Source organism: Marinobacterium weihaiense (assembly GCF_019061305.1).
GTDB lineage: Bacteria > Pseudomonadota > Gammaproteobacteria > Pseudomonadales > Balneatricaceae > Marinobacterium > Marinobacterium weihaiense.
The window spans coordinates 1-23,747 of sequence record NZ_JAHQZT010000020.1; the positions used below are offsets into that span (position 1 = coordinate 1).

A 23,747-nucleotide genomic window follows, 5' to 3' on the forward strand; every position below is an offset into this window, starting at 1 on the left:
GAACTGATAGATCAGTTCCTTTCGGTAAGTATTGCCTGAGCAGACGGTTGGTATTTTCGTTTGATCCCCTCTGCCAAGGACTTTGAGGGTCACAGTGATCTGGCAACAGTTTTCCGGACAGTTTTTTAAGCAGCTGCTCGTAGCTTCGATTCATAGTCCGCCGGACTCATATAGTCGTTGCGTGAGTGCAGTCGCTCCCGGTTATAAAACACCTCGATGTACTCGAAGATGGCCTGCTTCGCTTCCTCTCGCGTCTTGAAGTCCTCGTGATACACCAGCTCAGTCTTCAGCGTATGAAAGAAGCTCTCTGACGGGGCATTGTCCCAACAATTCCCCTTGCGGCTCATGCTGCACCTGAACTGATGCTGCTTGAGCAAGCCCTGGAAACTATCTGAGGCATACTGGCTACCGCGGTCGCTATGAACCAGTAAGCCAGCTTCAGGTCGGCGCTTAAACATCGCCATCGTCAGCGCATCGTTCACCAACGCTGCCGGCATCCGGCTATTCATCGACCATCCGACGACTGCACGTGAGCAAAGGTCAATGAAAACAGCCAAGTACAGCCAACCCTCCCGTGTCGGGATATAGGTAATGTCACCAACATAGGCCTGATCAGGCTCTGATACCGTGAAATTCCGGCCCAAGAGGTTTGGGGCTACCGGTTTATCATGCTTCGAGTTGGTCGTCGCCTTGAACTTGCGCCGCATCTTGCACTCAAGGCCCTCTTCATCCATTAATCGGCCCACTCGACGGCGACTGATGGTATTGCCGTCCTCAGCCAGCTTCTTCTGAATGCGCCGTGCCCCGTAGGTTGCGCGACTCTTTTCATGATGCTTGCGAATACTAGCCTTCAACGCCTGATCCTGCTGAACACGCTGGCTGGGCGGTCTGGTGCGCCACTCGTAATAGCCACTGCGGGAGACTTCAAATACTCGGCACATGAGGGCAATGCTGAACGCGCCCTGATGTGCCTCGATAAAGCCGTACCTCAGCTCGATTCTTTGGCGAAGAAGGCAGCCGCCTTTTTAACAGCGCACGCTCCTCCTTCAGTCGGGCGTTCTCACGCCGAAGCTGCTTCAGCTCTTCATACAGGTGCTTGTCGTCAACCACACCGCTTGAATCGCTCGCCTGCTTGTCATGAAATTTACTGATCCAGGTATGCAGAGTGTTGACGTTCACACCCAGCTCCCGAGCGGTTTGGGCGACCGATTGGTCAGACTCCACCGCCAATTTGACTGCGGCTTCTTTAAATTCAGCTGTATAGGAATTGCTCTTTTTCTGACTCATGACACACACCTTGATAGGCAGGTGATATTACCTGCGTCTGTGTGTCCGGGAAACTATAGCCAGATCAAGCTTTCGTCATTGCCGTCCCCATTCCTTTCCACCCATTTCTACCAACCGAGACGCGGCTCGCCGAAAGGAAAAAGCGAGATCATTGGCGGCCGATAATTGTGCCAGTGACACGCCACTTCGACCCGTCGCCGACCACTCAAATTCTTCACCCTCTTTGGTGCGAATCATGGTTGTCGCAAAGGAACTCGAGTTTCCCCCCTTCTCACTGACAAACAATTCTTCATTTCCATCACTGCTTTCAACTTGCGCTTCAAATTCGACAAATAATTCATCGAGCGGGACTTTTGCCGCCAGCACCAAGCGGGTGCGAGTTTCATAACACACGTCAATGAGGGTCACGAATCGTCGCACTTCGTCGAGGTGATTGGCGTCTAATTGCGGCACGCGGTCCATGATGAGGACCGGAAATCGGTCGCAGAGGGAAAGATAATCGGCCGCGCCGAGCGGTTGGTAGCATAACTCGGAAAAGTCAAACCAGGCGCACCGCTCATTCAATCGGGCGACCTGGACGGTGCGACCGAAGAGTACCTGAATGACCTCGGCCTCAGTTCCGGTTGCTGTGCCACCAAATATTTCTTTCAACTGCGCCTGCATGTTGTTATCACTATTATTATCGCCGTGAACATCCTTGTTTGACCAAAAATAGGATTGACCATCAGCTCGAGTTTCGAGTCGATAATCCTTGGCGGAATCCTCCATGGAGATAATGTCGAACGTGTGTTTTAACATGTCTATGAATGGCAAAAAGAGAGATCGGTTAATGCCTCCCTCATACAAGGCATCGGGGGAGCGATTCGAGGTAGCCACCACTACGACATTCCAATCCAATAATAATACAAAAAGTCGTTTCAAAATCATGGCATCTGCAACGTCTGTTACTTGAAATTCATCGAAACAGAGGAGTTGGGCTTCCTGTGCCAATTGCTGCGCTATGATAGGTATCGCATCATCTCGTGGGTGCTTCTGTTTGTAGACAAAGATTCGATGATGGACGTCTAGCATGAATTCATGAAAGTGGACGCGGCGTTTGGTAATTTTTGCGTGTTTGAGGCTGTGGCTGTCATTATTACAGCAAGAATCGTCATCAGGAACATTAACCGACGCGTAAAAGAGATCCATTAGAAAGCTCTTGCCGACCCCGACCGGTCCATGAATGTACATGCCTCGCGGTGGTGGACCAAAAGACCACAAATGGAACTTCTTTCGAAGAAAGGACTGAGCGGATGCCAAGGATCGCGTCAGTAACAGCTGACTGCTGCTTGTAGAGCTGCTCTCTGTCGGTTTGTCGGTGCGCACGGGTACTGGTGGGAGCGAGGTAAGAGACTCGTACAGGGCATCGAGTTTTGCCGCCAGAGCGACTTGCGCGTCATCTCGTCGCACCTCCCCCGCATCCACCTTGCGTTCATACGCCGCTGTCACGGGGCCTGTCGGGAGGGACCGCCGAGCGACGCGATGTTGTGCAGCCATATTCTTCATCACCGTCTTCATCATCGACCTGATGAGTTTATCAACATGGTAAGGAAAGTACGATCAAGTCCGCTTCTTCCCGCTTTTTTCGATTGTCTCAGGTCTAGGGACTTATTCGCAATTTACCTAGATAAAGCTGCCTAGTCTTATCTGAAGATTTTCGAACTATGGGCTAGCGATCAAATTCATCAGGAAAGGCCCGCTTTGGGGTGTGAGCCGACCGAAGGAATCACGCTATTTAACCGTCCGCTTTTGCGGGAACCTCGCCCTTCCGCATGACACGCCTTATGTCCGCATTACCGAAAAACGCCTTCAGACTCTGTGCGGAGCTAACGACTGCAATGTGCGCTAAGCCGCCAAAGGTTCTTCCTTGGTATGCGATGCCTTTGATGTGCGCACATCGATTCTCTGCTGTCCCTGCCGTACCAGAGAAACCTCTGACAGCTTGCCGTTGGCGGCATTGAACAGCACGAGCACCTGCTCCTGTTGCATTCTCTGCAATACATCCTCGTTGACGCCAAAACTGGCCGCAAGCTGTGCGTTGCTGATGTTCGGGGCGCGCTTGCGGCGGCTGTAGCGTGCGGCGCGTCGCTGGTTGTACTTGGCCCAGCCCAGCAGAGCGGCCGACAATACGACAGCCATCACCAGATACCAGAGCAGGCTGTGGCGTGTGGCGAAAAACTGGCCCGGCAGGCTGAGGGTTGTGGGCCGTGGCCCGCCTTGGAGCAGGGTGTTCACCCCGTCAACCATCAGGTACGCCAATACTCCCCATGCCAGCAGGGTGGCGGCAATGTTCAGCAGGCGCGGAAACCAGTGCTGTTGGGTCTGAATCAGTTTCATGTTCAAGTTCTTTTACTGTGCCCGGGATGGTGCGGTAGGCCGTCATTTTCTTGGGCACTGGCGACGATATCTGCTTGAATGGCGATATCGCGACATTAATCAACGGGGTATCCATGCACTCAGAACTTGCACATGAACTGATCACCATGATGACGGACGATCAGCGCCTGTTGCAGCAGCTGTTCGAAGCCGGGGAGTTGCCATCCGATGCCTACCATCCGCGGATGAAGGCGTTGCATGAACGGCATGCCGCGCGCCTGAAGGCAATCATCGCGATGCATGGCTGGCCAGGCATTGCTCTGGTCGGGGAGGAGGCTGCCAAGGCTGCGTGGCTGGTAGCGCAGCATGCGGTCTCGGATCTCGCGTTCATGACCGAATGTGCCGAGCGGTTGAAGGCGGCGGTAGCGCGGCAGGATGTGGCGGGCTGGCAGCTGGCCTTTTTGCAGGACCGGGTGTGTACGCTGTCCGGCAGGCCCCAGTACTATGGCACTCAGTTCGATGTGGATGCAGACGGCTGGCCCGTGCCCTTTCCGATCGAGGATGCGGCCGGGGTAAACGAGCGTCGTGCGTGCCTGGGGCTGAGCTCGCTGGAGGAGCGTCAGGCCGAGTTGACCGAGCGGGAACGGCAGCGCCGTGCCCAAGCCGGCCCGACGGGTTAAGATCAGGAGGAGACCGACGATGGCACGACAACAGGGCCCGGAGGGACCGATAGAGGCACGGCTGATGAGCCTGCTGGCGTCCCTTTTTTTCTCGGTGCCGACGGCGGTGTTGGCCTGGCTGTGGCTGAACCGGGAACTATCGTTCTGGGGCGGCTTCCTCGATAGTCGCAGCCTGATGGTTTGCATCGCCGTGTTTGCTGTTTTGGCACTGCTGTTTCCGACGCTGTTTCCGGCCCTGCTGGGACGGGTCTGGCAGCTCATGGCACGTGTCTGGCACTGGTGGTAACGGAGGAGGGGGACATGACCGAGTATGCGGGAGCCTGTCTGTGCGGTGCCGTCACCTTTGTGGTGCAGGGTCGCTTTGATCACTTTTACCTGTGCCACTGCCGGCACTGCCAGAAGGACACGGGCTCGGCCCATGCCGCCAATCTGTTCTCGCGTTCGGCACGCGTGGTATGGCACTCGGGGGCCGATGCCATCACGGCTTTTACCCTGCCGGGCACGCGCCATGGCAAGTGCTTTTGTCAGCGGTGTGGTTCGGCCCTGCCTGATGACCGGGTGGAAGGCATGCTCGTTGTCCCCGCGGGGTGCCTGGATACGGAGTTTGCCATGGTTCCTGATGCGCACCTGTTTACGGCCAGTCGGGCCGGCTGGGATGATGCGTTGGAAGCCGTGCCGGAGTTTGGCGGGCTGCCGGAGTGATGTGGTTTCGGCCTGATGGTGGGTGCGTTCGAGCCTGCCGCTGATCGGGCTGGTCTCCTGCACCGAGATGGCGCAGAATCCAGCCATGCCTCTTTTGATACCGACAAAGGAAATTGTCCCTGTCTATCCCTGAACTGGCCGAGGTTACGGCCTTCAATCGCGTCTATCTGGCGCTGTTTTTCACCGTTGTCGCCGTCTTTTATACCGGACGCGTGCTATTACTGCAGCGGTGCCTGGGGCAGGGGCTGGTGTTTCCGGGGACGGCGTTCTGTGCATCCTGGTGGAATCACATGGCGTTTCGCCTGTTTCGGGCCGCGATCTGGCTGCTGTGTCTGGCACGGCTGTATGTGCCTGGCGTGGATGTGGCGCTGGGGCTGTTTGCACCGCTGCAGGGGGTGCCGGTGTTGTTGACCGGTGCAGTGCTGCTGACGCTGGGGTTTGCGATGACGCTGCTGGTGCACTTCAGCCTGGGCCAGGGCTGGCGCTCGGGCATTGATCCGGGCGGCCCGGCGCGGTTGCAGGTGAGCGGCTGGTATTGCTACTCGCGCAACCCCATGTTCCTGAGCATTGCGCTGGCGCAGCTGGGGTTTTTCCTGGCGTTGCCGTCGGTGTTTGCGCTGGTGTGCCTGTTGTTGGGGCTGTATACCCTGCAGCGGCAGGTCCGCGCGGAAGAGCAGCACCTGGCGGCGGTCTTCGCCGATGACTACGCGCGCTACGCCGCCCGCGTGCCGCGCTGGCTATAACCTCCGTTGCCGTCAATCGACGGCATTCAATAGCGCCAGTGCCTGCGTCAGGCGCTGATGGGCGCTGTCCATTTCCAGCAGTTCCTGCATCAACTCCGGTTCGAAACGCACCACGCCGAACAGCGCCATGCTGAAGTCCGCATCCGACTTGGCCTGCCACTCCGGGGCCGTGGTGATGTGGTTGATGGCCCGGCGGATGTCCGGCTCGGCATAGCTCAGGGCTTGCAGGCGGTGAAGGATCTTGTCGCGCAGTACAGCCATCTCGGTCTGCTCGTCCCGGGTGGGTGCCCGGTCGGGGAAGGGCGTGCAGGTATGAATCTGGTAGGGCAGCAGCTGTACTTCATGATCACGTCGGTAGCGCTGCTCGATATGCACGTTCAGCAGTAGGCGGCCATCCGGTGCGGTTTCCAGCAATTGGCAGCGGCCGGCACTAAACACATCCTGAGGCCGATAAGTGGCCTGATTGGAGCTGAGCGCTTCACTGAGGTCATCGGTGTGCTTGCCCGGGCTCAGTTCCTTTACGGTGTGGCAGATGGCCACTGGTGTGTCGGTTTCCAGGCAGTGGTGAACCATGTCGCGGTAGCGCGGCTCGAATACGTGAAGCGGGAAGACTGTCCCCGGAAAGGTGACGCAGCCGGGAATGGGAAACATGCAGATATCGATCACCGGGGACCTCCCGTTGCCAGTTGAAGATGAAGTTGTTCTACGTCTTTGGTGTCAGGGTAGTTCAGCTGGCCGAGGCATGCCGGATAGCCTTGAAACTGTCGTGCCTTGGCATCAAAGGCTGGGCGCCGGGCCCCTTTTGACCCACCGGCTTTGCCAATTGCACGCAGGCGCAGTATAAAATCGGCGCATAACAATGATAACAACCCAACACGCCGGCAAATGGACAGGATGACGCCGGTTATGAAAGGAGCTGACTTATGGGGTTCAGGCGCTGGCTGATCAAGGCCCTGGGCGGGCAGGCCACACCCAATAATACCGATACCATTCCCACATTGGACGCTGAGGCGTTTCAGGAACCGTTACCCGAGCCTGAAGACCCGCTGGAGGCCGAAGCGGCCGGGTTGGACTTCAAAAGTGCCATTGAGGCACACCAGCGTTGGAAAAGTCGTTTGAACGACGTCATACAGGGCCGTTCCCAAGAAACGCTGGATCCTTCTACCGTGGCGCGGGACGACTGCTGTGCCCTGGGCAAGTGGATTCACGGCAATGGCGGTGCGCAGTTTTCCGGGCAGCCAGAGTTCGCGGAGCTCAAGCGCCAGCATGCGCACTTTCATGTGTGTGCCGGTCACGTCCTGCTGCTGGCACAGAGCGGCCGTCGCAGTGATGCCGAGACCGAGATCCACGAGGGGGATTTTGCCCGCATTTCACGTGAAGTCGTGCTGCGCCTGGCGCAAATGTATACTCGCCTCAAAGCCCAGACTGACTAACGAGGAAATACGTGTCCCGACTCTATCTTCACGATCATTGCCCGCTTTGCGTACGCACTCGGATGGTCGCACACTACCGCCAAGTAGATGACCTAGAGCCGGTAATGCTGGCCTACGATGATGAGGTAACATGCCAGCGCCTGGCCGGTGGCAAGGTGCTGCCGATCTTCGAACATCAGGGGATCGCCATTGTCGAGAGCATGGCCATTGCGCGTTTGCTGGATGACTTGGGGGCGGGCGTGCGCAGGTTGCGCCCGCTGCAGTTGAGCGAAGCCATTCTGCCGCAGCTGCAGTCGGTGGAGGCGAGCACCCGGGCGCTGACGTTTGCGCGCGTGACCCGGATCGGCCTGCCCGAGTTTGCCACTGAATCGGCGCGGGACTATTTCCGCGTCAAGAAGGAAGTCCTGCTGGGCCACTCTTTCGAGCAGGCGCTGGCGGATACGGCGCCGCATCAGGCCGCCGTCGAGGCGGTGCTGGCGCAGTTGCCGGCGCTGACATTGCCGTCCGAACAGGACGATACCCTGAGCTGGAATGACGTGATGAACTTTCCTCCGCTGCGCAGTCTGACCTTGGTGGACGGGCTGACGCTCCCGCCACGGCTGCGCCAATGGTTGGAGGAAGTGGCCGCCCTGGCGGGCGTCGAGCTCTATTTCGACCGTGCAATTTAAGGAGAAACGATGAAAATTGCCGCGACTCTGGGGGCCGGAGTACTGACCCTTTGGGCGTCTCTGGTCCAGGCGCAGACCGATGTGGAAAAAGCCATCGACTATCGTCAGGGTGTGTATCGCGCCATGGACTGGAACCTGAGCCCGCTGGCCGCAATGGTACAGGGGCGCGTCGAATTCGATGCCGCGGCCTTTGCCGAGCGGAGCGAACGCATTCGTTTGCTGGGTTCGATTGTGGCAGAAGGGTTTGCGGATGCCGACAGTGGACGTGGTGATACGCGCGCGTCCTATCGTGTCTGGACTAACCGGGACCAGTTCGACGAACTGATGACCGACATGCAGGCGCGTAGCAAGGCGCTCAGCGATGCTGCCCGTGCCGGCAAGCCTCGCGAGGCGTTGCGTCCGCTGCTGGGACAACTGGGGCAGAGTTGCAAGGCCTGTCATGACCGCTTCCGCGATTAGTCGCGGCGGCATTATGGAGCCCAACAAAAAAGCCCCGCGGGCGAATGCCAGCGGGGCTTTTTTATGCCTTCAGGCCCGGATCAGCCGGCCTGCTGGGCTTTCAGTTCCAGGCGACGACGGTGCAGGACCGGCTCGGTGTAGCCGCTCGGCTGCTCGCAGCCCTTGATGACCAGTTCGCAGGCCGCCTGGAAGGCGATGCTGTCATCGAAGTTGGGTGCCATTGGCTGGTAGGTCGGATCGTCCGCATTCTGACGATCCACAACCGCCGCCATGCGCTGCAGGGTTTCCATCACCTGCTCCTGGGAGCAGATGCCGTGGTGCAGCCAGTTGGCGATATGCTGGCTGGAGATACGCAGGGTGGCGCGGTCTTCCATCAGGCCGACATCGTTGATGTCCGGAACCTTGGAACAGCCCACACCCTGATCAACCCAGCGCACTACGTAGCCGAGGATGCCCTGGGCGTTGTTGTCCAGCTCCTGCTGGATCTCTTCAGCGCTCCAGTTCGGATTCTGCGCCACCGGGATGGTCAGAATGTCGTCCAGGCTGGCACGTTCGCGGGTCTTCAGCTCCTGCTGACGGGCGAACACATCCACCTTGTGGTAGTGCAGTGCGTGCAGGGCGGCCGCGGTCGGTGACGGCACCCAAGCGGTGTTGGCGCCGGACAGCGGGTGACCGATCTTCTGCTCCAGCATGTTGGCCATCAGGTCCGGCATTGCCCACATGCCCTTGCCGATCTGGGCGCGGCCGCTGAGGCCGCAGGCCAGGCCGGTGTCCACGTTCCAGTCTTCGTAGGCTTTGATCCAGGCGGCGCCTTTCATCTCGCCCTTGCGAATCATCGGGCCCGCTTCCATAGAGGTGTGGATCTCGTCACCGGTACGGTCGAGGAAGCCGGTGTTGATGAACACCACGCGCTCTTTGGCGGCACGAATACATTCTTTCAGGTTGACAGTGGTGCGGCGCTCTTCGTCCATGATGCCCATCTTCATGGTGAAGCGGGGCAGGCCGAGAGCATCTTCCACGCGACCGAAGAGTTCGTTGGCGAAGGCCACTTCTTCCGGGCCGTGCATCTTCGGCTTCACGATGTAGGTGGAACCGGTGGTGGCGTTGCGGAACGGGCCTTCGCCCTTGAGGTCGTGGATGGAGATCAGCGTGGTGACCACGCCATCCATGATGCCTTCAGGGATCTCGTTGCCGTCGCGGTCGATGATCGCCGGGTTGGTCATCAGGTGACCCACGTTGCGCACGAACATCAGGCTGCGGCCCTTCAGGGTCAGGCGGTCGCCGTTGGGCGCGGTGTATTCACGGTCCGGGTTCATGCGGCGGGTGAAGGTTTTACCGCCCTTCTGGATCTCTTCGGTCAGGGTGCCCTTCATCAGGCCCAGCCAGTTCTTGTAGGCCAGGACCTTGTCTTCGGCATCAACAGCGGCCACGGAGTCTTCACAGTCCATGATGGTGGTCAGCGCGGCTTCCATCAGGATGTCCTTGACGCCGGCGGCATCGGACTTACCGATCTGGTTGTCGCGGTCGATCTGGATCTCGAAGTGCAGACCGTTGTGCTTCAGCAGAATGGCAGTCGGGCTGCTGGCGCTGCCGGTGTAGCCGGCCAGCTGTGACGGGCTGGCCAGACCGGTTTCGCCGCCATCACGCAGGGCGACGCAAAGCTGACCGTTCTGGATACTGTAACCGGCGGAATCCTTGTGCGAGGCACCGGCCAGGGGGGCGCTTTCGTCGAGGAAGTCACGACCGAAGGCGATGACCTTGGCACCGCGTGCCGGGTTGTAGCCCTGGCCCTTCTCGGCGCCGTTGTCTTCGGAGATGGCATCGGTACCGTACAGGGCGTCATACAGACTGCCCCAGCGCGCATTGGCCGCGTTCAGGGCGTAACGGGCGTTCATCACCGGTACCACCAGCTGCGGACCGGCCAGAGTGGCCATTTCCGGGTCCACGTTCTCGGTGGTGGCGGTGAAGTCTTCGCCTTCCGGCAGCAGGTAACCGATCTCCTGCAGGAACGACTTGTAGGCATCAAAGTTGAAGGCGTCGCCGCGGTTGTCGCGATGCCAGGCGTCGATCTGCGCCTGCAGAGCATCACGTTTGGCCAGCAGCTCACGGTTACGCGGTGCGAGGTCGTGTACGATGCTGTCGAAGTTGCTCCAGAAGGCTTCCACTTCGACGCCGGTGCCCGGCAGTGCTTCGTTGTTGATGAAATCGTAAAGCTCTTTGGCGACCTGCAGGCCACCGACCTGTACCCGTTGGCTCATTTTCTTGCCTCAATTTGTCTGCTCGTTCACCCCGATGAAGGCGGGGCCGTGACGATAATCGGTCCATTAAAGGATTTTGCAGTGCGAAAAATAGCGCAAAAAAAAATGCCTGTCCCACTTTTGCGGCTAAAGTATGAGGGAGTGGATCGATGGTGGCAGTTTCGTGAAAGATCGGCGGGTGTTGACAGTTTTTCGAGACTTTTTCGTTATTTTTTTACAAAAAAGGGGCCTGTCAGCGGCCCCTTGTATACGCGGTAAACAGAATTGACCGCTTGTCGTAATTTTAGAACATCCAGCTGCCGGAATCCGCCAGCGGCTGACGTTTCTCCAGGCGCTGAAGCCCCTTCACGCAGCGCACGATAAACCATACCAGCGTGAACAGCAGAATCAGGTAGCCAACCAGGAACATTGCGGTCACTACACCGATAAAACCGTACAGCAAACCGATCCAGAAGGTGCGGATCTGCCAGCGGTAGTGATCGCGCAGCCAGTCGGGAGCATCGCTCTTGTAGATGTAGGCCATCACCAGTCCCACCAGGCCCGTGATCCCCACAACCAGGCTGATAAAGTACAGGATGTAGACAATCTTGGCATTGCCCGGCTCGCCGGTGTGCTGCTGGATGTCGGTGGTTTGTTCGGTCATTCGTCTCTCCTTGGTCAGTGCTCGCATGTCCTGGTCTGGCGCGATGCAGTACAGCCGGCAGGATGCCGGCCGGCTTGATGCGGGGCTCATTAAACCGTTTGTTGAGGGGTTTGTTAAGTGGTATCAGCGATGCCCCGTCGGCACAGCACCGACGGGGCATCTGAAGGTGTGCCGGGGCATCGCTGCCCCGGCTCGGCCTGGTCACAGGTAGAACGGCAGGTACAGGGCGACCTTGGGGAAGAAGAATACGATCAACAGGCAGGCGAACATCAGCAGGATGAACGGCCAGACACCGCGCACCACATCCATGACCGGCCCGCCGGCCACGGCCTGTATCACGAACAGGTTGAGCCCCACCGGTGGCGTGATCAGGGCACACTCGATCATGATGACAAAGATGATGCCGAACCAGATCGGATCGATCCCCAGCGGCGCCAGCGAGGGGTAGAGCACCGGCATCATGATCAGCAGCATGGAGATCGATTCCAGGAAGAAGCCCATGATCAGCAATACCAGGCACACCGCCAGGATGAACAGACCGGCTTCGCCGATGTGCAGGCTGACGAACATCGAGATCTCCTGCGGAATCTGGTACAGGGTGATCGCCTTGCCGAACACCTTGGCCCCGGCAATGATCAGGAAGATGGTGATGGAGGTCTTCATGGTATCCATGCAGGCCGCCTTGAAACCGCTCCAGGTCAGGGTGCGCAGTGCCAGCACGATCACCAGCGACAGGGTCACGCCGATGGCGGCGGATTCGGTCGGCGTGAACACGCCGGCGTAGATACCGCCAATGATCAGCGCGGCCAGCAACAGGGTCGGCAGGGCACGCAGGGTTGAGCCGCGACGTTCGCCCCAGGATGCCTTGGCGACCGGGGTGCAGGCCTTGCCGAAGATGGCATACAGGAAACTGAAGCCGATGAAGCTGCCGGCCATGAGCAGGCCCGGCACCACGCCGGCCAGGAACAGGTCCACGATCGATTCTTCGGTGATGACGCCATACACGATCATCGGAATCGAGGGCGGGATCAGAATGCCCAGGGTGCCGCCGGCGGCGATCAGGCCGAGCACGAAGGGGCGGTGGTAGCCGCGGTCGGTCATCTCCTTGATGGCGACGCTGCCGATGGTGGCGGCGGTGGCCACCGACGAGCCGGAGATGGCCGAGAAAATGGTGCACGAGGAGATAGTGGCGATGCCCAGGCCACCGGGCCAGTGACCGACCCAGCTCTGTACTGCGTTGAACAGGTCCTTGCCCACGCCGCCTTGCAGCAGGATGTTGGACATCAGCAGGAACAGCGGCACCGACAGCAGGATGAAGCTGTCGAACGAGGAATACAGCGCCATGGGCACCATCAGCGGCGAGATATCCGCCAGCAGCAGCATGGCCAGGCCAAGCCCGCCGAGGACAAAACCGACCGGTACGCCGGTCAGCAGCAGCATCAGCAGGGCGAAAATGATCAGTGCAACCGTCATCAGATATTTACCTCTTCTGCTGCCTGCAGGTGGCCGGTCAGCACCAGTGCCGCTTCCGTCAGGCACTGAATGAACAGCAGGCCGAAGCCGACCGGAATGGCGCTTTTGGTGATCCACATCGGCAGCCCCAGCATGGAGGCCGATGCCGAGCCCATGGCGACGGATTCAATGACGATTTCGGTGCCGTACCAGGCGACCCAGGCCGAGAACAGGCCCACCACCAGCAGTGACCAGAGTTCGGCCAGAATCCGCAGGCGCGGTCCGAAGCGGTTGATCAGCATGTCGATGCGAATCAGGGCCTGGTGCTGCAGCAGCCAGCTGGCGCCCAGACAGGAGGCCCAGATCTGGCACAGCAGGGACAGGTCTTCCACCCAGATGGTGGGGGACAGGAATACGTATCGTGCGACCACCTCGTAGGTGATCATCACCGCAATGGTGGCGAACAGGGCGGCTGCCAGGCGTCCGCACAGGGTCACGACGGCGTGGTTGAAACGAACCCAGCGCGACGCGTGTTGCGCGCGCCAGGCCTGCTTGTCATGTGGGGGGGCGTTTACATCTGACATGGGTACTTCCGACAACGGGTAAACGGAAAAAGACGGACCCCCTCGCAAGAAGAGGCCCGTCAAGGGGGGTAACAACCGGGATCAAAGGGCGCGGGCGGCGTCGATGACCTGCTGACCCAGCGGGCCGGCATTCTCGATGAAGCTGTCCAGCACCGGGCGGGTTGCCTGCTGCCATTTGGCCACGTCGTCTGCGCTCAGCTCGATCACGTTCATTTCATTCTTGGCATTGGCCACGGCGTTGGCTTCCAGCGTCTGGATCTTCTCGCGCAGCTGCTGCTCGACCTTCACCGCCGCGTTTTGCAGGATCTCGCGCTCACGGTCAGTCAGGCCCTGCCAGACCTTCTCGTTGATGATGGTCATGAATTCGATGTTGGCATGGTTGGTCAGGGTCAGATGGTCCATGACCTGATACAGTTTACGCGGGCCCACGGCGGTCACACCGGTCATGCCGGCATCGACGGTGCCGCGCTGGTAGGCCAGGAACTGCTCGGAACCGGCCATCACGGTCGGGGCGGCATCAACCGACTTGGCGAACTCGCCCAGGGTCTTGCCGAACACGCGCACCTTCATGCCATCCATATCTTCGGGCAGATGAATCGGCTTTTTCTTGGACAGCAGGGCAACACCGCCGTAGGCCTGCCACCACAGCGGACGGGCGCCGGTATTGATGATTTCGGCATCCAGCAGGTTGCGCAGCTCGCTGCCCGGTGCGGTTGCCTTCACCACCTTGTCGTAGGTGGGGAACATGAAGGGCACATAGAATACGTCCACGGCCGGGATGGTGCCGGCCAGCTGGGTCACGCTCATCACACCCATTTCGATGGCGCCGGAGCTGACGGCGTTATGCACTTCCTTGTCCTTGTACAGCTGGGCTGCCGGGAAGATTTGGATCTTGATGTCACCGTTGCTGGTGCTTTCAACTTCATTTTTGAAGTCCACCAGGTTCTGGCCCAAGTGATGTTTCAGCGGCAGTTGCAGGGTGACCTTGAGCGTGGTTTCCGCCAGTGCGGGCATCGCGGTCAGGGCGGTCATCAGCATGCCCGAGCAGAGCAGGTTTTTCAGTTTCATGATCATTCCTTGTTTATCGTTCTCGTTGTGGTGGGCCTGATCAGGTGCGGCCGTTTTGCATCAACTGTTGTACCGATTCGGGCAGTGGGCGGGTACGGCCCCGGGGACCAGCCTTGCCGATCTGGCCGGGCAGATCATGGGCGACGATCTCGCTCAGGCGCTGCGACTGCTGTAGCAGCCCGTCCAGGCTAACCCCGGTGTTCAGGCCCATCTCGTGCAGCATGTGCACCAGATCTTCGGTGCAGATGTTGCCGGTGGCGCCAGGGGCAAAGGGACAGCCGCCCAGCCCGCCCAGGGACGCGTCAAACTGATCCATGCCCGCGGCCAGCGCCGCCAGCACATTGCTCAGGCCGAGGCCACGGGTGTTGTGGAAGTGCAGGGTGACGTCCAGTTCGGGCCAGCGTGCGCGTACCGCCTGGCAGAGGTCGTACACCTGGTTGGGCACGGCCATGCCGGTGGTGTCGGCCAGGGTGATGCTGTGCAGTCCCCGTTCCAGGTAGGCGTCGATGAAGCCCAGTACCCGCTCGGTCGCCTGGGCGCCCTCGAAGGGACAGCCGAAGGCCGTGGCCAGCGAGCCGTTCAGGCGCATCGGCGTACCGGCGCTCATCTCGGCAATGCGGGCAAACTGCTGCAGCGACTGGTCGCAGGTCATGCGCATGTTGGCCAAGTTGTGACTTTCGCTGACCGACATCACCAGGTTGATTTCATCCACCGCCAGCTCCAGCGCGCGGGCACAGCCCTTCTCGTTGGGCACCAGCGCGACCCAGGTGGTGTCGGTGTCACGGGTGATGCCGCGCATCACCTCCTCGGCGTCGCGCAGATTGGGGACGGCGCGGGGGGAGACAAAGGAGGTGACTTCCACCTTGGACAGGCCCAGTCGTGCCAGCGCATTGATCAGCTCGATCTTGGTCTCGGTAGGGACAAACGCGGGTTCGCTCTGAAAGCCGTCGCGGGTGACCACTTCGTTGACCCTGATCTGCTGCGGGAAATGGGCAAACATCAGAGGGCCCCCTTGTCCTTCAGGCGCTGGATGGCGTCGGCGTCATAGCCGATGCCGGCCAGGATTTCCTCGTTGTGCTCACCCAGCTTGGGACCCAGCCAACGGGTGGTGCCGGGGGTGGCGCTGAGCTTGGGCACGATGCCGGGCAGGGAGATTTCCTCGCCGTCCGGCAGCGGCTGCTCGGTAATCATGCCGCGGGCACGGAAGTGCGGGTCTTCGAAAATCTCGGCGGCGGTGTTGATGCCGCTGGAGGGCACGGCCGCCTCTTCCAGTACCTGCAGGGCGTCCTTTAGGCTACGGCTGGAAGTCCAGGCCTCGATCGCCTGATCCAGTTCGTCGCTGCGGCGGGCACGGCCATCGTTGTGTGCCAGCTCCGGGTCGTCCGCCAGATCGGGGCGATCGATGGCGTGCATCAGGCGCTTGAAGATGCTGTCGCTGTTGGCGGCGATGACGATATAGCGGTCATCGGCACTGCGGTAAGTGCTGGAGGGCGCGATGCCTGGCATGCTGGCGCCGGTACGCTCGCGCACGAAGCCAAACATGCCGTATTCCGGGATCAGGCTTTCCATCACCCCGAACACCGCCTCGTACAGGGCCACGTCAACATACTGGCCTTTGCCGCCGTTCACCTTGAGGTGGTGCATCGCCATCATGGCGCCGATAACGCCGTACAGGGAGGCCAGGGTGTCACCGATGCTGACGCCGGCACGGACCGGCGGGCGGTCCGGGTAACCGGCCAAGTAGCGCAGGCCGCCAATGGATTCGGCGATAGCGGCAAAGCCGGGACGCGAGGCATAGGGGCCATCCTGGCCGTAGCCGGATACGCGGATCATGATCAGTGACGGGTTGATCGCGGACAGCTGCTCCCAGCCCAGGTTCCACTTTTCCAGGGTGCCGGGGCGGAAGTTTTCGATCACGATGTCGCACTCTTCCACCAGCTTGTGGATCACGTCCTGCGCCTCGGTGTCCTTGAGGTTCAGCGTCAGCGACTTCTTGTTGCGGCTCTGGGAATACCACCAGAGCGAGGTGTCCTTGTGCATCTTGCGCCAGCGGCGCAGGGGGTCGCCGGTGCCCGGCGGCTCGACCTTGATCACTTCGGCGCCGAACTGGGCCAGAATGCTAGCGGCATAAGGCCCGGCAATCAGCGAGCCCAGTTCGAGTACGCGTACACCCGCCAGCGGCAGCGGCTGATCGGCCTGTTCCTTGGCGCAGGACTGTTCCTCGGTCATTTTTACCTCGTCTTCGGATCACATGACTACAACACTGTGTTTGATGATGATCCCGAAGTGGCAAATGACAAAATGGTTAAATGCGAGGCTGCCATCGTCATTCGCGATGGCTGGCGTCAGTCGGCCAGGGTCAAATGCTCCAGCAGACGCCGCGTGGCCTGTGACATGGGGTGCTGATTGCTGGTGCACAGCTTGAGATTACGGCGTGCCCAGGCATCCTCCAGCGGAATGGCGGTGATGCGCTGGGTGTTGACGTAGGGGCGGGCAATATCCTGCGGCATGATGCCGATGCCCAGATCCTGCTCCACCATGCGCAGCAGGGCTTCATAGCTGGTGACCTGAATCCGCATCCGAAACGGCTTTTCCACGGCGGCGGCGGCATGCAGCAGCTTGTTGTTGATCGCGCTGCCGGTGTGCAGGCCGACATAGTCATAGGCCAGGGTGTCGACAAAATGCAGTTGCCGGGCACTGGCCAGAGGGTGCTGGTTGGCGGTGATCAGCACCAGCCGGTCCGACTGGTAGGGGTGGATGGTGAGACTGTCGGTGTTGCCCAGCACCTCGGTAAAAATGCCGATGTCCGCCTGATGCTGCGCCACGGTCTCGATGATCTCCGAACTGATGCGTTCTTCGAGCTGGATCTGGATCAGCGGATGCTGGTCGAGAAAAGCCTTCAGCTGGCGCGGCAGAAACTGGGTGATGGCCGAGATGTTGGCGACAATGCGCACTTCCCCGCGCACGCCTTGGGAGTATTCGTGCATACGGGCATGCACTTCATCGAGCTGGTGCAACACGCCGCGGGATAGCTGCGCCAGGGCCTTGCCGGCCTGGGTGCCTTCAACGCCCCGGTTGGTGCGGGTCAGCAGCTGAGCGTTGAGGCAGGCTTCCAGTTCGCTGATGCGCTTGCTGACGGCTGAGGCAGCGATATGCTCCTGCTCGGCCGCCGCGGCAATGGTACCGGTTTCAAGAACACGTACAAACAGGCGCAGAGAGGTGGGGTCAAGGCGCATGGAACGACTCCGTATGCAGACAACGGTAGTGATTCTATGCGCTTGTTTCCCAAAGGGGAATCCATGATCAACCGCCTCGATGCAAACGTACGTCCAGCTGCGGGAAGGCGATCTCGATTTCGTGTTCCTTGAACAACCGGTCGATAGTCGTGTTCAGCTCGTTGGTCACCGGCACCCGGTCGGCCATGGTGCTGACATAAACGCGCAAGTCGATGTTGAGCGTACTGGCGCCGAACTCGCGGAAATAGGCATCCGGTTCCGGGTCTTCAAGCACACGGGGGTTGTCTCGGGCCGCCTGCACCAGCAGTTGACAGGCCAGGTCGGTATCGCTGCCATAGGCCACGCCCACGCTGATCACTACGCGGGTGGTGGCATCGCTGAGCGACCAGTTGATGAGCTGGTCGGTGATGAAGGTCTTGTTGGGAATGATTACTTCCTTGCGGTCCCAGTCGGTAATGGTGGTGGCGCGAATCTGAATGCGCGAGACCGAACCGGTGACGCCGCCCAGGGTGACGGTATCACCGATACGCACCGGCTTTTCGAACAGGATGATCAGGCCAGACACGAAGTTGGCCACGATCTCCTGCAGGCCAAAGCCCAGACCCACACCCAGGGCGGCCACCAGCCACTGCAGCTTGTCCCATTGCACGCCCAGCTGGCTGACCGCTACCAGGATGCCGATCATGATCAGGCTGTAGCGCAGCAAGGTGGTGATGGCATAGCCGGTGCCGGGGGTCAGGCTGAGGTGGCGCAGAGCCAGCAGTTCCAGCAGGCCGGGCAGGTTTTGGGCCGCCATCAGGCTGATGCCGAGGACCAGTGCGCCGACGACCAGGTCACGCAGGGTGACGTACGTCAGCACTTCCTGCCCGCCGGTGGTGACCAGAGTGCTCCACAGCTGCACGCTTTCCAGGATCTGCAGCGTGGGCAGGAAGTCACCCAGGGTCAGCCACAGGGTCAGGCCCAGCAGCAGGACCACGGACGCTTTCAGCAGGGCCCGGGCCTGATCGGAGATGGTCTGCATGTCGAGGTAGTTTTCCTTCAGCGGCGGTATGTCCTCGTTGTTTTCCCGCGCCGCCTGAATTTCCGCTCGGCGCGCCCGGGCGCGGCTGAAGGCCAGGCGCCGCTCCTCGATTAGCAGCCAGCGCAGCCCCAGTTTGAAGACCACGAATGCCACGATGGCCTGCAGGATTACCACCAGCAGGATCAGCATGAAAAACAGCGCCGTCAGGATATAACCCAGCAGTCCCAGCACCAGCATGACGGCGTTGAACAGCATCAGCAGCCCGGACCAGAGCCGGGCATTGTGCCACCAGCGCGGGTTGCGGCTGAGTTGGCTGACAGCATTGCCGAGCGGCCAGAAGCCGCGCCAGAACAGCATCAGGCTCAGGGTCAGCAACAGGAACAGCAGCCGAACCGGACCACCTTGCAGTGCCGGAGCATTGTGGCTGTCGGCGACCAGTAGCAGCGACAGCAGCGGTAGTGAAACCCAGAACAGTAGATGCAACTGGCGGCGCAGCGTGCGGGCCAGCTTTTCGGGCATGGCAAAGTGCCCGCACATCAGGCCATCGGGGATGCTTAGCCAGACCAACGCCATGCCGTAAAACTGCAGGCTGAAGGCCCAGAGCAGCAGCAGTTGCTCCAGCAGCAGCCGATCGGGGTGATCGGGGGTGAGGCTGTAATGACGCAACAGCAGCAGCAGGACCGGTATGGGCAGGGCAGCGATGACACCGGATAGAAGCAGGCGCAGGGTTCGCGAAAAGCGGTCGTGCACCACGTTGCCCAGCTCCATGCGCCAGCGCTTGCGGTGCTGCTTCTGGTAGCGGTATACGCTCAGGCCCAGTGCCAGCAGCAGGGCAAAGATGCCTAGCGGGGCATGTACGGCGGCGCCGTTGGCCAGCACCGGGGTCGTCAGCAGACGGTTGATCAGTGGTTGCAGCTGCTCGCTGCCGGCCAGAATCTCGCCGGGCCACTGCCAGGAAACCGGCGGGGCCACCGGCAGCCACAGCAGCTGCTGTTCGATCAGGCGCCGGGCCTGCTGCAGGCGGTCATTCAGCTGTTCCTTGACCGCCAGCAGCTGGGCCAGCTCGTTGACCAGTTGCTGGCGATTGTCCTGCAGGCGGTCCCGCAGGGTGGCCTGGCTCTGCTGCAGCTGCTCCAGACGCAGTCGCTGAGGTGTACTCAGGGTATCCAGGATGGCGTCCGGTACGTGGGTGCTCTGCTGTTGGCGATTGAACTCCAGGCTGCTCAGACGCAGGCTGTTAAGGGCCTGGCGGGTACTGGCGGCATCGACTGGGCGCGACAGCTCCTGGGTAAAGCGGCGCAGTTCATGGCTGGCGCTGTAGGTCTCTAGCTCCAGTTGCTGCTGAATGGTCTTGAAGCTTTGGGTGATCAGCGCCAGCTCCTGCTCTAAGGTCCCGCGTTCGGTCTGGGTCACCCGGGTTTGTTCGATCAGCGTGCGCAGCTGCTCACTGAGCTGCTGGTTGCGCTGGGTCATCTCGTTGAGCAGCGGATGCTCGGGTAGGCTGTCTTCGGGGCCGAGCAGGTTACTCAGCGTGTCTTCCAGTTCGCTGCGCTGGAGTTGATCCCGTTGCGTCTGCATGGCCTCGAGGATCTGTTTGGCCTGCTGCAGCTGGCGTTGCAACTGCTGCAACTGCAAGCGTGCCAGATCGGTCTGCCCGGGCAGCGCCAGCAATTCCAGTTCGAGGGCGCGGACATGGCTGCTGCGCCGCTCCAGCAGAGCATTCTTCAACTGCAGGCGAGCATCGGCAATTTCACGGTCGCTCTGCTCAGGCAGTAGGGGCGGCAGCTCCGGCGGGCTTTGCTTCAGGTCGGCCAGCTGTTCGCGCAGGCTGAGCAGCTTCTGTTCATTCATATCGATCTGCTGTGTGAGCTGCTCGCGCTGCTGTTCCAGCTCCAGTCGAGCGGCCTGCTTGAGCGTAATGGCTTGCTCCAGCGTGGCCCTGTCCATGCGCATGAAATCGGTAGTGTCCGGTGGCAACGGCGTCTCCAGCTGCTGCTGCTGATCCCGCAGCTGTTCGGGCTGGGCTTCCAGTTGCTGCTGCAATTCATCCGCGCGGCGTTGGTACTGCTGGCGGGTTTTCAGGGCACTCAGGGTTTTCTGATACAGCTCGCGCAGGGCCGGAGTGTCACTGTCACTTTCGGTCAGCTGTTGCAGCTGCTGTTCCAGACGTGTCAGGTTGTCGTCCGTTTCAGCCGCTACACTCAAGGAAGCTGTCAGCAGCAGCGCCAGGAGCAAAAGCCCGCGCATCAGTAATGGTTTTGTCATCGTACCGTCAGAATCGCCACATGGAGAGGGTTGATAATCAGCATAGGCATAATTCGATTACAGGAGTAGCACCTTGACCAGAACAACAATAACGTCCTCGGGGGATAACTCCGCCTCGCCCTTTCACCCCTGCCGGCTGCGCGAGTCGCTGGATCACTTTGTGCCGGGTGTCGAAACCCTGTGCAGCAGCGAATTACAGGCCTACCTGACGCACTATGGCCTGGACCGGGTCGCAGCCATGGCACGCTACAGCATTGGCACCGAACTGGTGGGGGACACCACGCTGGTGGTGCAGCATTTCAGTCGGCCACATAGTCGTGGCACCGTGCTGGTCGTGCATGGCTATACCGATCATACCGGGCTGTACGGACACCTGATTGCCCACCTGTTACAGCAGCACTGGGATGTGCTGATCTATGACCTGCCGGGCCACGGCCTGTCGGCGGGGCAGCGTTTTGCCATTGATCATTTCAATACCTATGCGCGCCAGCTGGCCAGTCTACTGCGGCACCATGAATCCGGCCTGACTGCGCCCTGGGTCGGCGTTGGCCAGAGCACCGGCAGTGCCATTCTGCTGCAGGCCGAGCTGGATGGGCATCTGCAAGGGCTGCCGCTGCGGGATCGGATTCTGCTGTCACCGCTGATTAGGCCGCGCCAGTTTCAGCGTATCGAGCGCAGTTATCGCTGGTTGCACTGGTGCATCAAGCGTGTACACCGAGAACATGGAGACAGCTCCAACGATCCCGAGTTCATTCGCTTTCTGCGCCAGCAGGACCCGCTGCAGGGCCATTTCGTCGATGTCGGCTGGGTCGGCGCGATGCTGCATTGGGTGGCACAGGTGGAGGCGGCGGCGGCCCTTGAGGTGTCGGCGCTGGTGATTCAGGGGACCGATGATCAGACACTGGAGTGGGAGCATAACCTGGAGGTGCTGGATCGGCTGTTGCCGGGTGCCTGTGTCGAGCGGCTGACAGCGGCGCGGCACCATCTGGTCAATGAGGCGGAGCCCTGGCGCAGCCGTGTCTTCACCTGCATCAGTGAACGCCTTCGACGCCGTTCAACAGATGGCCCGCATTCGGGGGGCCCGCACTCGGGTGGTGCCTTGGCGCAAATAGCCGGTATATAACGAAAAAAGGCAGCCATCAGGCTGCCTTTTCGGGGATCAAGCAGGTATCAGAACAGACGGCGGCAGCGGATGGTGCCGTTAACCTGCTGCAGCTTCTCCAGCGCCAGCTTGGAGTAGTCGGCATCGACGTCGATCACCACGTAGCCAACGGTTTCGTTGGTCTGCAGGTACTGACCGGAGATGTTGATGCCGTTCTCGGAGAACACGGTGTTGATCTGAGTGAGCACACCCGGAATGTTCTCGTGCACGTGCAGCAGACGGTGCTTGTTCGGATGCTCCGGCAGGGCCACTTCCGGGAAGTTCACGGAGGTGATGGAGGAACCGTTGTCGCTGTACTTGACCAGCTTTTCGGCTACTTCGTAGCCGATGTTTTCCTGAGCTTCCATGGTGGAGCCGCCCACGTGCGGCGTCAGGATCACGTTGTCGAACTCACGCAGCGGGCTGATGAATTCGTCATTGTTGCTGCGCGGCTCGACCGGGAAAACGTCGATGGCCGCGCCCAGCAGCTTGCCGGCTTTCAGTGCTTCGCACAGGGCGTCGATATCGACCACGGTACCGCGTGCCGCATTGATAAAGATGGCATCCTGCTTGATTTGCTCGAACTGGGTCGCGCCCATCATGTCCTTGGTGGCCGCGGTTTCCGGTACGTGCAGGGTGACGATGTCACACATGCCCAGCAGTTCCGGCAGTGAGCTGACCTGCTTGGCATTGCCCAGCGGCAGCTTGGTGATGACGTCGTAGAAGTAGACATCCATGCCCAGGCCTTCGGCCAGCACGCTCAGCTGGGAGCCGATGCTGCCGTAACCGACGATGCCCAGCTTTTTGCCGCGGATTTCGTAGGAGTTCTTGGCGCTCTTCTGCCATTCGCCACGGTGGGCTTTGGCATTCTTTTCCGCCACGCCGCGCAGCAGGATAATCGCTTCCGCCAGCACCAGTTCGGCCACGGAGCGGGTGTTGGAGTAGGGCGCGTTGAAGACCGCGATGCCGCCTTCGGTCGCGGCCTGCAGATCGACCTGGTTGGTGCCGATGCAGAAACAGCCCACGGCTACCAGCTTTTCGGCTGCTTCGAACACCTGGCGGGTCAGCTGGGTGCGGGAGCGAATACCGATGAAGTGAACGTCACGAACCTTTTCGATCAGCTCTTCTTCCGGCAGCGAGCCGGTGTGGAATTCGATATTGGTGTAGCCCTGCGCGTTCAGCGTGTCGATCGCGGACTGGTGCACGCCTTCCAGCAACAGAATCTTGATCTTGCTCTTATCCAGAGAAGTAGTTTTGCTCATCTTCTGCGACTCATGCTGCAGCTGGGCGGAGAACTCGTCCAGCCAAGGGAAAAATTGAGGTTGGCAAGTCTAGCACAAACTCGCTCGGGTGTCGGGGCTACACTGCGTTGCCGCGCGGAAAAATATTCAGCCAGGCTTGAGTCGAACCGAAGATCAGGGCGCCGTGACGGCCGCCCGGATCGGCACACGGCTCAGCTGTAGTAGCAGAGGTAGGCGGTCGGGGTTTCGATGCGGGCGTCGAAGGAATCGCCGGCAGTGATGTTGAATTCGGTGCCGGCGGGAAACGCGGTCCAGTCATCCTGGCCCGGCAGGCGCACGGTCAGCTGGCCGGCGGTCATGATCATGCGCTCGTTCTGGCTGGTACCGAAGGTGAATTCGCCCGGCAGCATGACGCCCGAGGTGGCGGGGCCTTCCGGGGTTTCGAATGCGATGGAAACGACTTTGCCGTCGAAGTAGGTGTTGGTGCTGAGCATGGGCTGTCCTCGAACAG

General features: G+C 60.3%; 23 protein-coding genes. 8 read left to right on the top strand and 15 right to left on the bottom strand.

Features of this window, described 5'->3' with window-relative positions:
* Positions 1-125: 125 nt before the first annotated feature.
* The 3 genes from KTN04_RS13130 to pgaD form a co-directional block, all read right to left on the bottom strand.
* Positions 126-1,287 (bottom strand): IS3 family transposase gene (locus tag KTN04_RS13130; RefSeq protein ID WP_217335690.1). Its coding sequence is split into 2 segments (ribosomal slippage): positions 126-1,026 and positions 1,025-1,287, totalling 1,164 coding nucleotides; the frame shifts between segments, so codons are not numbered across the junction.
* Between the two features lie 75 nt (positions 1,288-1,362).
* Positions 1,363-2,823: a cell division protein ZapE gene (zapE, locus tag KTN04_RS13135; protein WP_217335691.1), complete on the bottom strand. Its 1,461-nt coding sequence runs from the start codon at positions 2,821-2,823 to the stop codon at positions 1,363-1,365.
* A 348-nt stretch (positions 2,824-3,171) separates the two neighbouring features.
* Positions 3,172-3,663, bottom strand: a complete 492-nt coding sequence (gene pgaD / locus KTN04_RS13140; RefSeq protein WP_217335692.1) for a poly-beta-1,6-N-acetyl-D-glucosamine biosynthesis protein PgaD — start codon at positions 3,661-3,663, stop codon at positions 3,172-3,174.
* 113 nt (positions 3,664-3,776) lie between these two features.
* On the opposite strand from pgaD, the gene KTN04_RS13145 reads away from it, so the two are divergent.
* The 4 genes from KTN04_RS13145 (at position 3,777) to KTN04_RS13160 (ending at position 5,767) form a co-directional block, all read left to right on the top strand.
* The gene (locus KTN04_RS13145) at positions 3,777-4,322 is read left to right on the top strand and encodes a DUF6624 domain-containing protein (RefSeq protein WP_217335693.1); all 546 of its coding nucleotides are present in this window, start codon (positions 3,777-3,779) and stop codon (positions 4,320-4,322) included.
* 19 nt (positions 4,323-4,341) lie between these two features.
* On the top strand, positions 4,342-4,608 hold the full coding sequence (locus KTN04_RS13150) for a hypothetical protein (RefSeq protein ID WP_217335694.1): 267 nt from the start codon (positions 4,342-4,344) through the stop codon (positions 4,606-4,608).
* 14 nt (positions 4,609-4,622) lie between these two features.
* Positions 4,623-5,024 (top strand): GFA family protein, encoded by a 402-nt coding sequence (locus KTN04_RS13155; RefSeq protein WP_217335695.1) that lies wholly within the window; start codon positions 4,623-4,625, stop codon positions 5,022-5,024.
* Positions 5,025-5,137: 113 nt separating this feature from the next.
* A complete protein-coding gene (locus tag KTN04_RS13160) occupies positions 5,138-5,767 on the top strand; it encodes a methyltransferase family protein (RefSeq protein WP_254262552.1) in 630 nt (209 codons plus the stop codon).
* Positions 5,768-5,779: 12 nt separating this feature from the next.
* Here the strand turns inward: KTN04_RS13160 and KTN04_RS13165 are convergent, their stop codons facing one another.
* Positions 5,780-6,433 carry an LON peptidase substrate-binding domain-containing protein gene (locus KTN04_RS13165; protein ID WP_217335696.1) on the bottom strand — a complete coding sequence of 218 codons (654 nt, stop codon included), beginning with the start codon at positions 6,431-6,433 and terminating at the stop codon, positions 5,780-5,782.
* Positions 6,434-6,690: 257 nt separating this feature from the next.
* On the opposite strand from KTN04_RS13165, the gene KTN04_RS13170 reads away from it, so the two are divergent.
* Genes KTN04_RS13170 through KTN04_RS13180 form a run of 3 tightly spaced genes read left to right on the top strand, consistent with a single transcriptional unit; the run spans position 6,691 to position 8,327 of the window.
* Positions 6,691-7,200: a CZB domain-containing protein gene (locus KTN04_RS13170; RefSeq protein ID WP_217335697.1), complete on the top strand. Its 510-nt coding sequence runs from the start codon at positions 6,691-6,693 to the stop codon at positions 7,198-7,200.
* Between the two features lie 11 nt (positions 7,201-7,211).
* A complete protein-coding gene (gene grxB, locus KTN04_RS13175) occupies positions 7,212-7,868 on the top strand; it encodes a glutaredoxin 2 (protein WP_217335698.1) in 657 nt (218 codons plus the stop codon).
* A gap of 9 nt (positions 7,869-7,877) precedes the next feature.
* The gene (locus tag KTN04_RS13180; protein WP_217335699.1) at positions 7,878-8,327 is read left to right on the top strand and encodes a c-type cytochrome; all 450 of its coding nucleotides are present in this window, start codon (positions 7,878-7,880) and stop codon (positions 8,325-8,327) included.
* 80 nt (positions 8,328-8,407) lie between these two features.
* Here the strand turns inward: KTN04_RS13180 and KTN04_RS13185 are convergent, their stop codons facing one another.
* From KTN04_RS13185 to KTN04_RS13225, 9 genes are all read right to left on the bottom strand, one after another.
* Complete coding sequence (locus tag KTN04_RS13185; RefSeq protein ID WP_217335700.1) at positions 8,408-10,585, bottom strand: malate synthase G; 2,178 nt, start codon at positions 10,583-10,585, stop codon at positions 8,408-8,410.
* A 283-nt stretch (positions 10,586-10,868) separates the two neighbouring features.
* On the bottom strand, positions 10,869-11,228 hold the full coding sequence (locus KTN04_RS13190) for a DUF4870 family protein (protein ID WP_217335701.1): 360 nt from the start codon (positions 11,226-11,228) through the stop codon (positions 10,869-10,871).
* A gap of 201 nt (positions 11,229-11,429) precedes the next feature.
* Entirely contained in the window at positions 11,430-12,701 is a 1,272-nt protein-coding gene (locus tag KTN04_RS13195; RefSeq protein ID WP_217335702.1) for a TRAP transporter large permease, read from the bottom strand.
* A complete protein-coding gene (locus tag KTN04_RS13200) occupies positions 12,701-13,264 on the bottom strand; it encodes a TRAP transporter small permease (RefSeq protein WP_217335703.1) in 564 nt (187 codons plus the stop codon). Before KTN04_RS13200 ends, KTN04_RS13195 begins: the two co-directional genes overlap by 1 nt.
* A gap of 81 nt (positions 13,265-13,345) precedes the next feature.
* Entirely contained in the window at positions 13,346-14,332 is a 987-nt protein-coding gene (locus tag KTN04_RS13205) for a TRAP transporter substrate-binding protein (protein ID WP_217335704.1), read from the bottom strand.
* 40 nt (positions 14,333-14,372) lie between these two features.
* Positions 14,373-15,332 (bottom strand): hydroxymethylglutaryl-CoA lyase, encoded by a 960-nt coding sequence (locus KTN04_RS13210; protein WP_217335705.1) that lies wholly within the window; start codon positions 15,330-15,332, stop codon positions 14,373-14,375.
* Entirely contained in the window at positions 15,332-16,561 is a 1,230-nt protein-coding gene (locus KTN04_RS13215) for a CaiB/BaiF CoA transferase family protein (protein ID WP_217335706.1), read from the bottom strand. The genes KTN04_RS13210 and KTN04_RS13215 overlap by 1 nt, the downstream gene beginning before the upstream one ends.
* A gap of 116 nt (positions 16,562-16,677) precedes the next feature.
* On the bottom strand, positions 16,678-17,568 hold the full coding sequence (locus tag KTN04_RS13220; protein WP_217335707.1) for a LysR family transcriptional regulator: 891 nt from the start codon (positions 17,566-17,568) through the stop codon (positions 16,678-16,680).
* Between the two features lie 67 nt (positions 17,569-17,635).
* Entirely contained in the window at positions 17,636-20,854 is a 3,219-nt protein-coding gene (locus KTN04_RS13225; RefSeq protein ID WP_217335708.1) for a mechanosensitive ion channel domain-containing protein, read from the bottom strand.
* Positions 20,855-20,927: 73 nt separating this feature from the next.
* Here KTN04_RS13225 and KTN04_RS13230 point away from each other — a divergent pair, with 73 nt between their 5' ends.
* The gene (locus tag KTN04_RS13230) at positions 20,928-21,977 is read left to right on the top strand and encodes an alpha/beta hydrolase (RefSeq protein WP_217335709.1); all 1,050 of its coding nucleotides are present in this window, start codon (positions 20,928-20,930) and stop codon (positions 21,975-21,977) included.
* Positions 21,978-22,024: 47 nt separating this feature from the next.
* Here KTN04_RS13230 and serA read toward each other — a convergent pair whose 3' ends face one another.
* A complete protein-coding gene (gene serA, locus KTN04_RS13235) occupies positions 22,025-23,257 on the bottom strand; it encodes a phosphoglycerate dehydrogenase (protein WP_217335710.1) in 1,233 nt (410 codons plus the stop codon).
* A 191-nt stretch (positions 23,258-23,448) separates the two neighbouring features.
* Entirely contained in the window at positions 23,449-23,730 is a 282-nt protein-coding gene (ppnP, locus tag KTN04_RS13240; protein WP_217335711.1) for a pyrimidine/purine nucleoside phosphorylase, read from the bottom strand.
* Between the last annotated feature and the right edge of the window lie 17 nt (positions 23,731-23,747).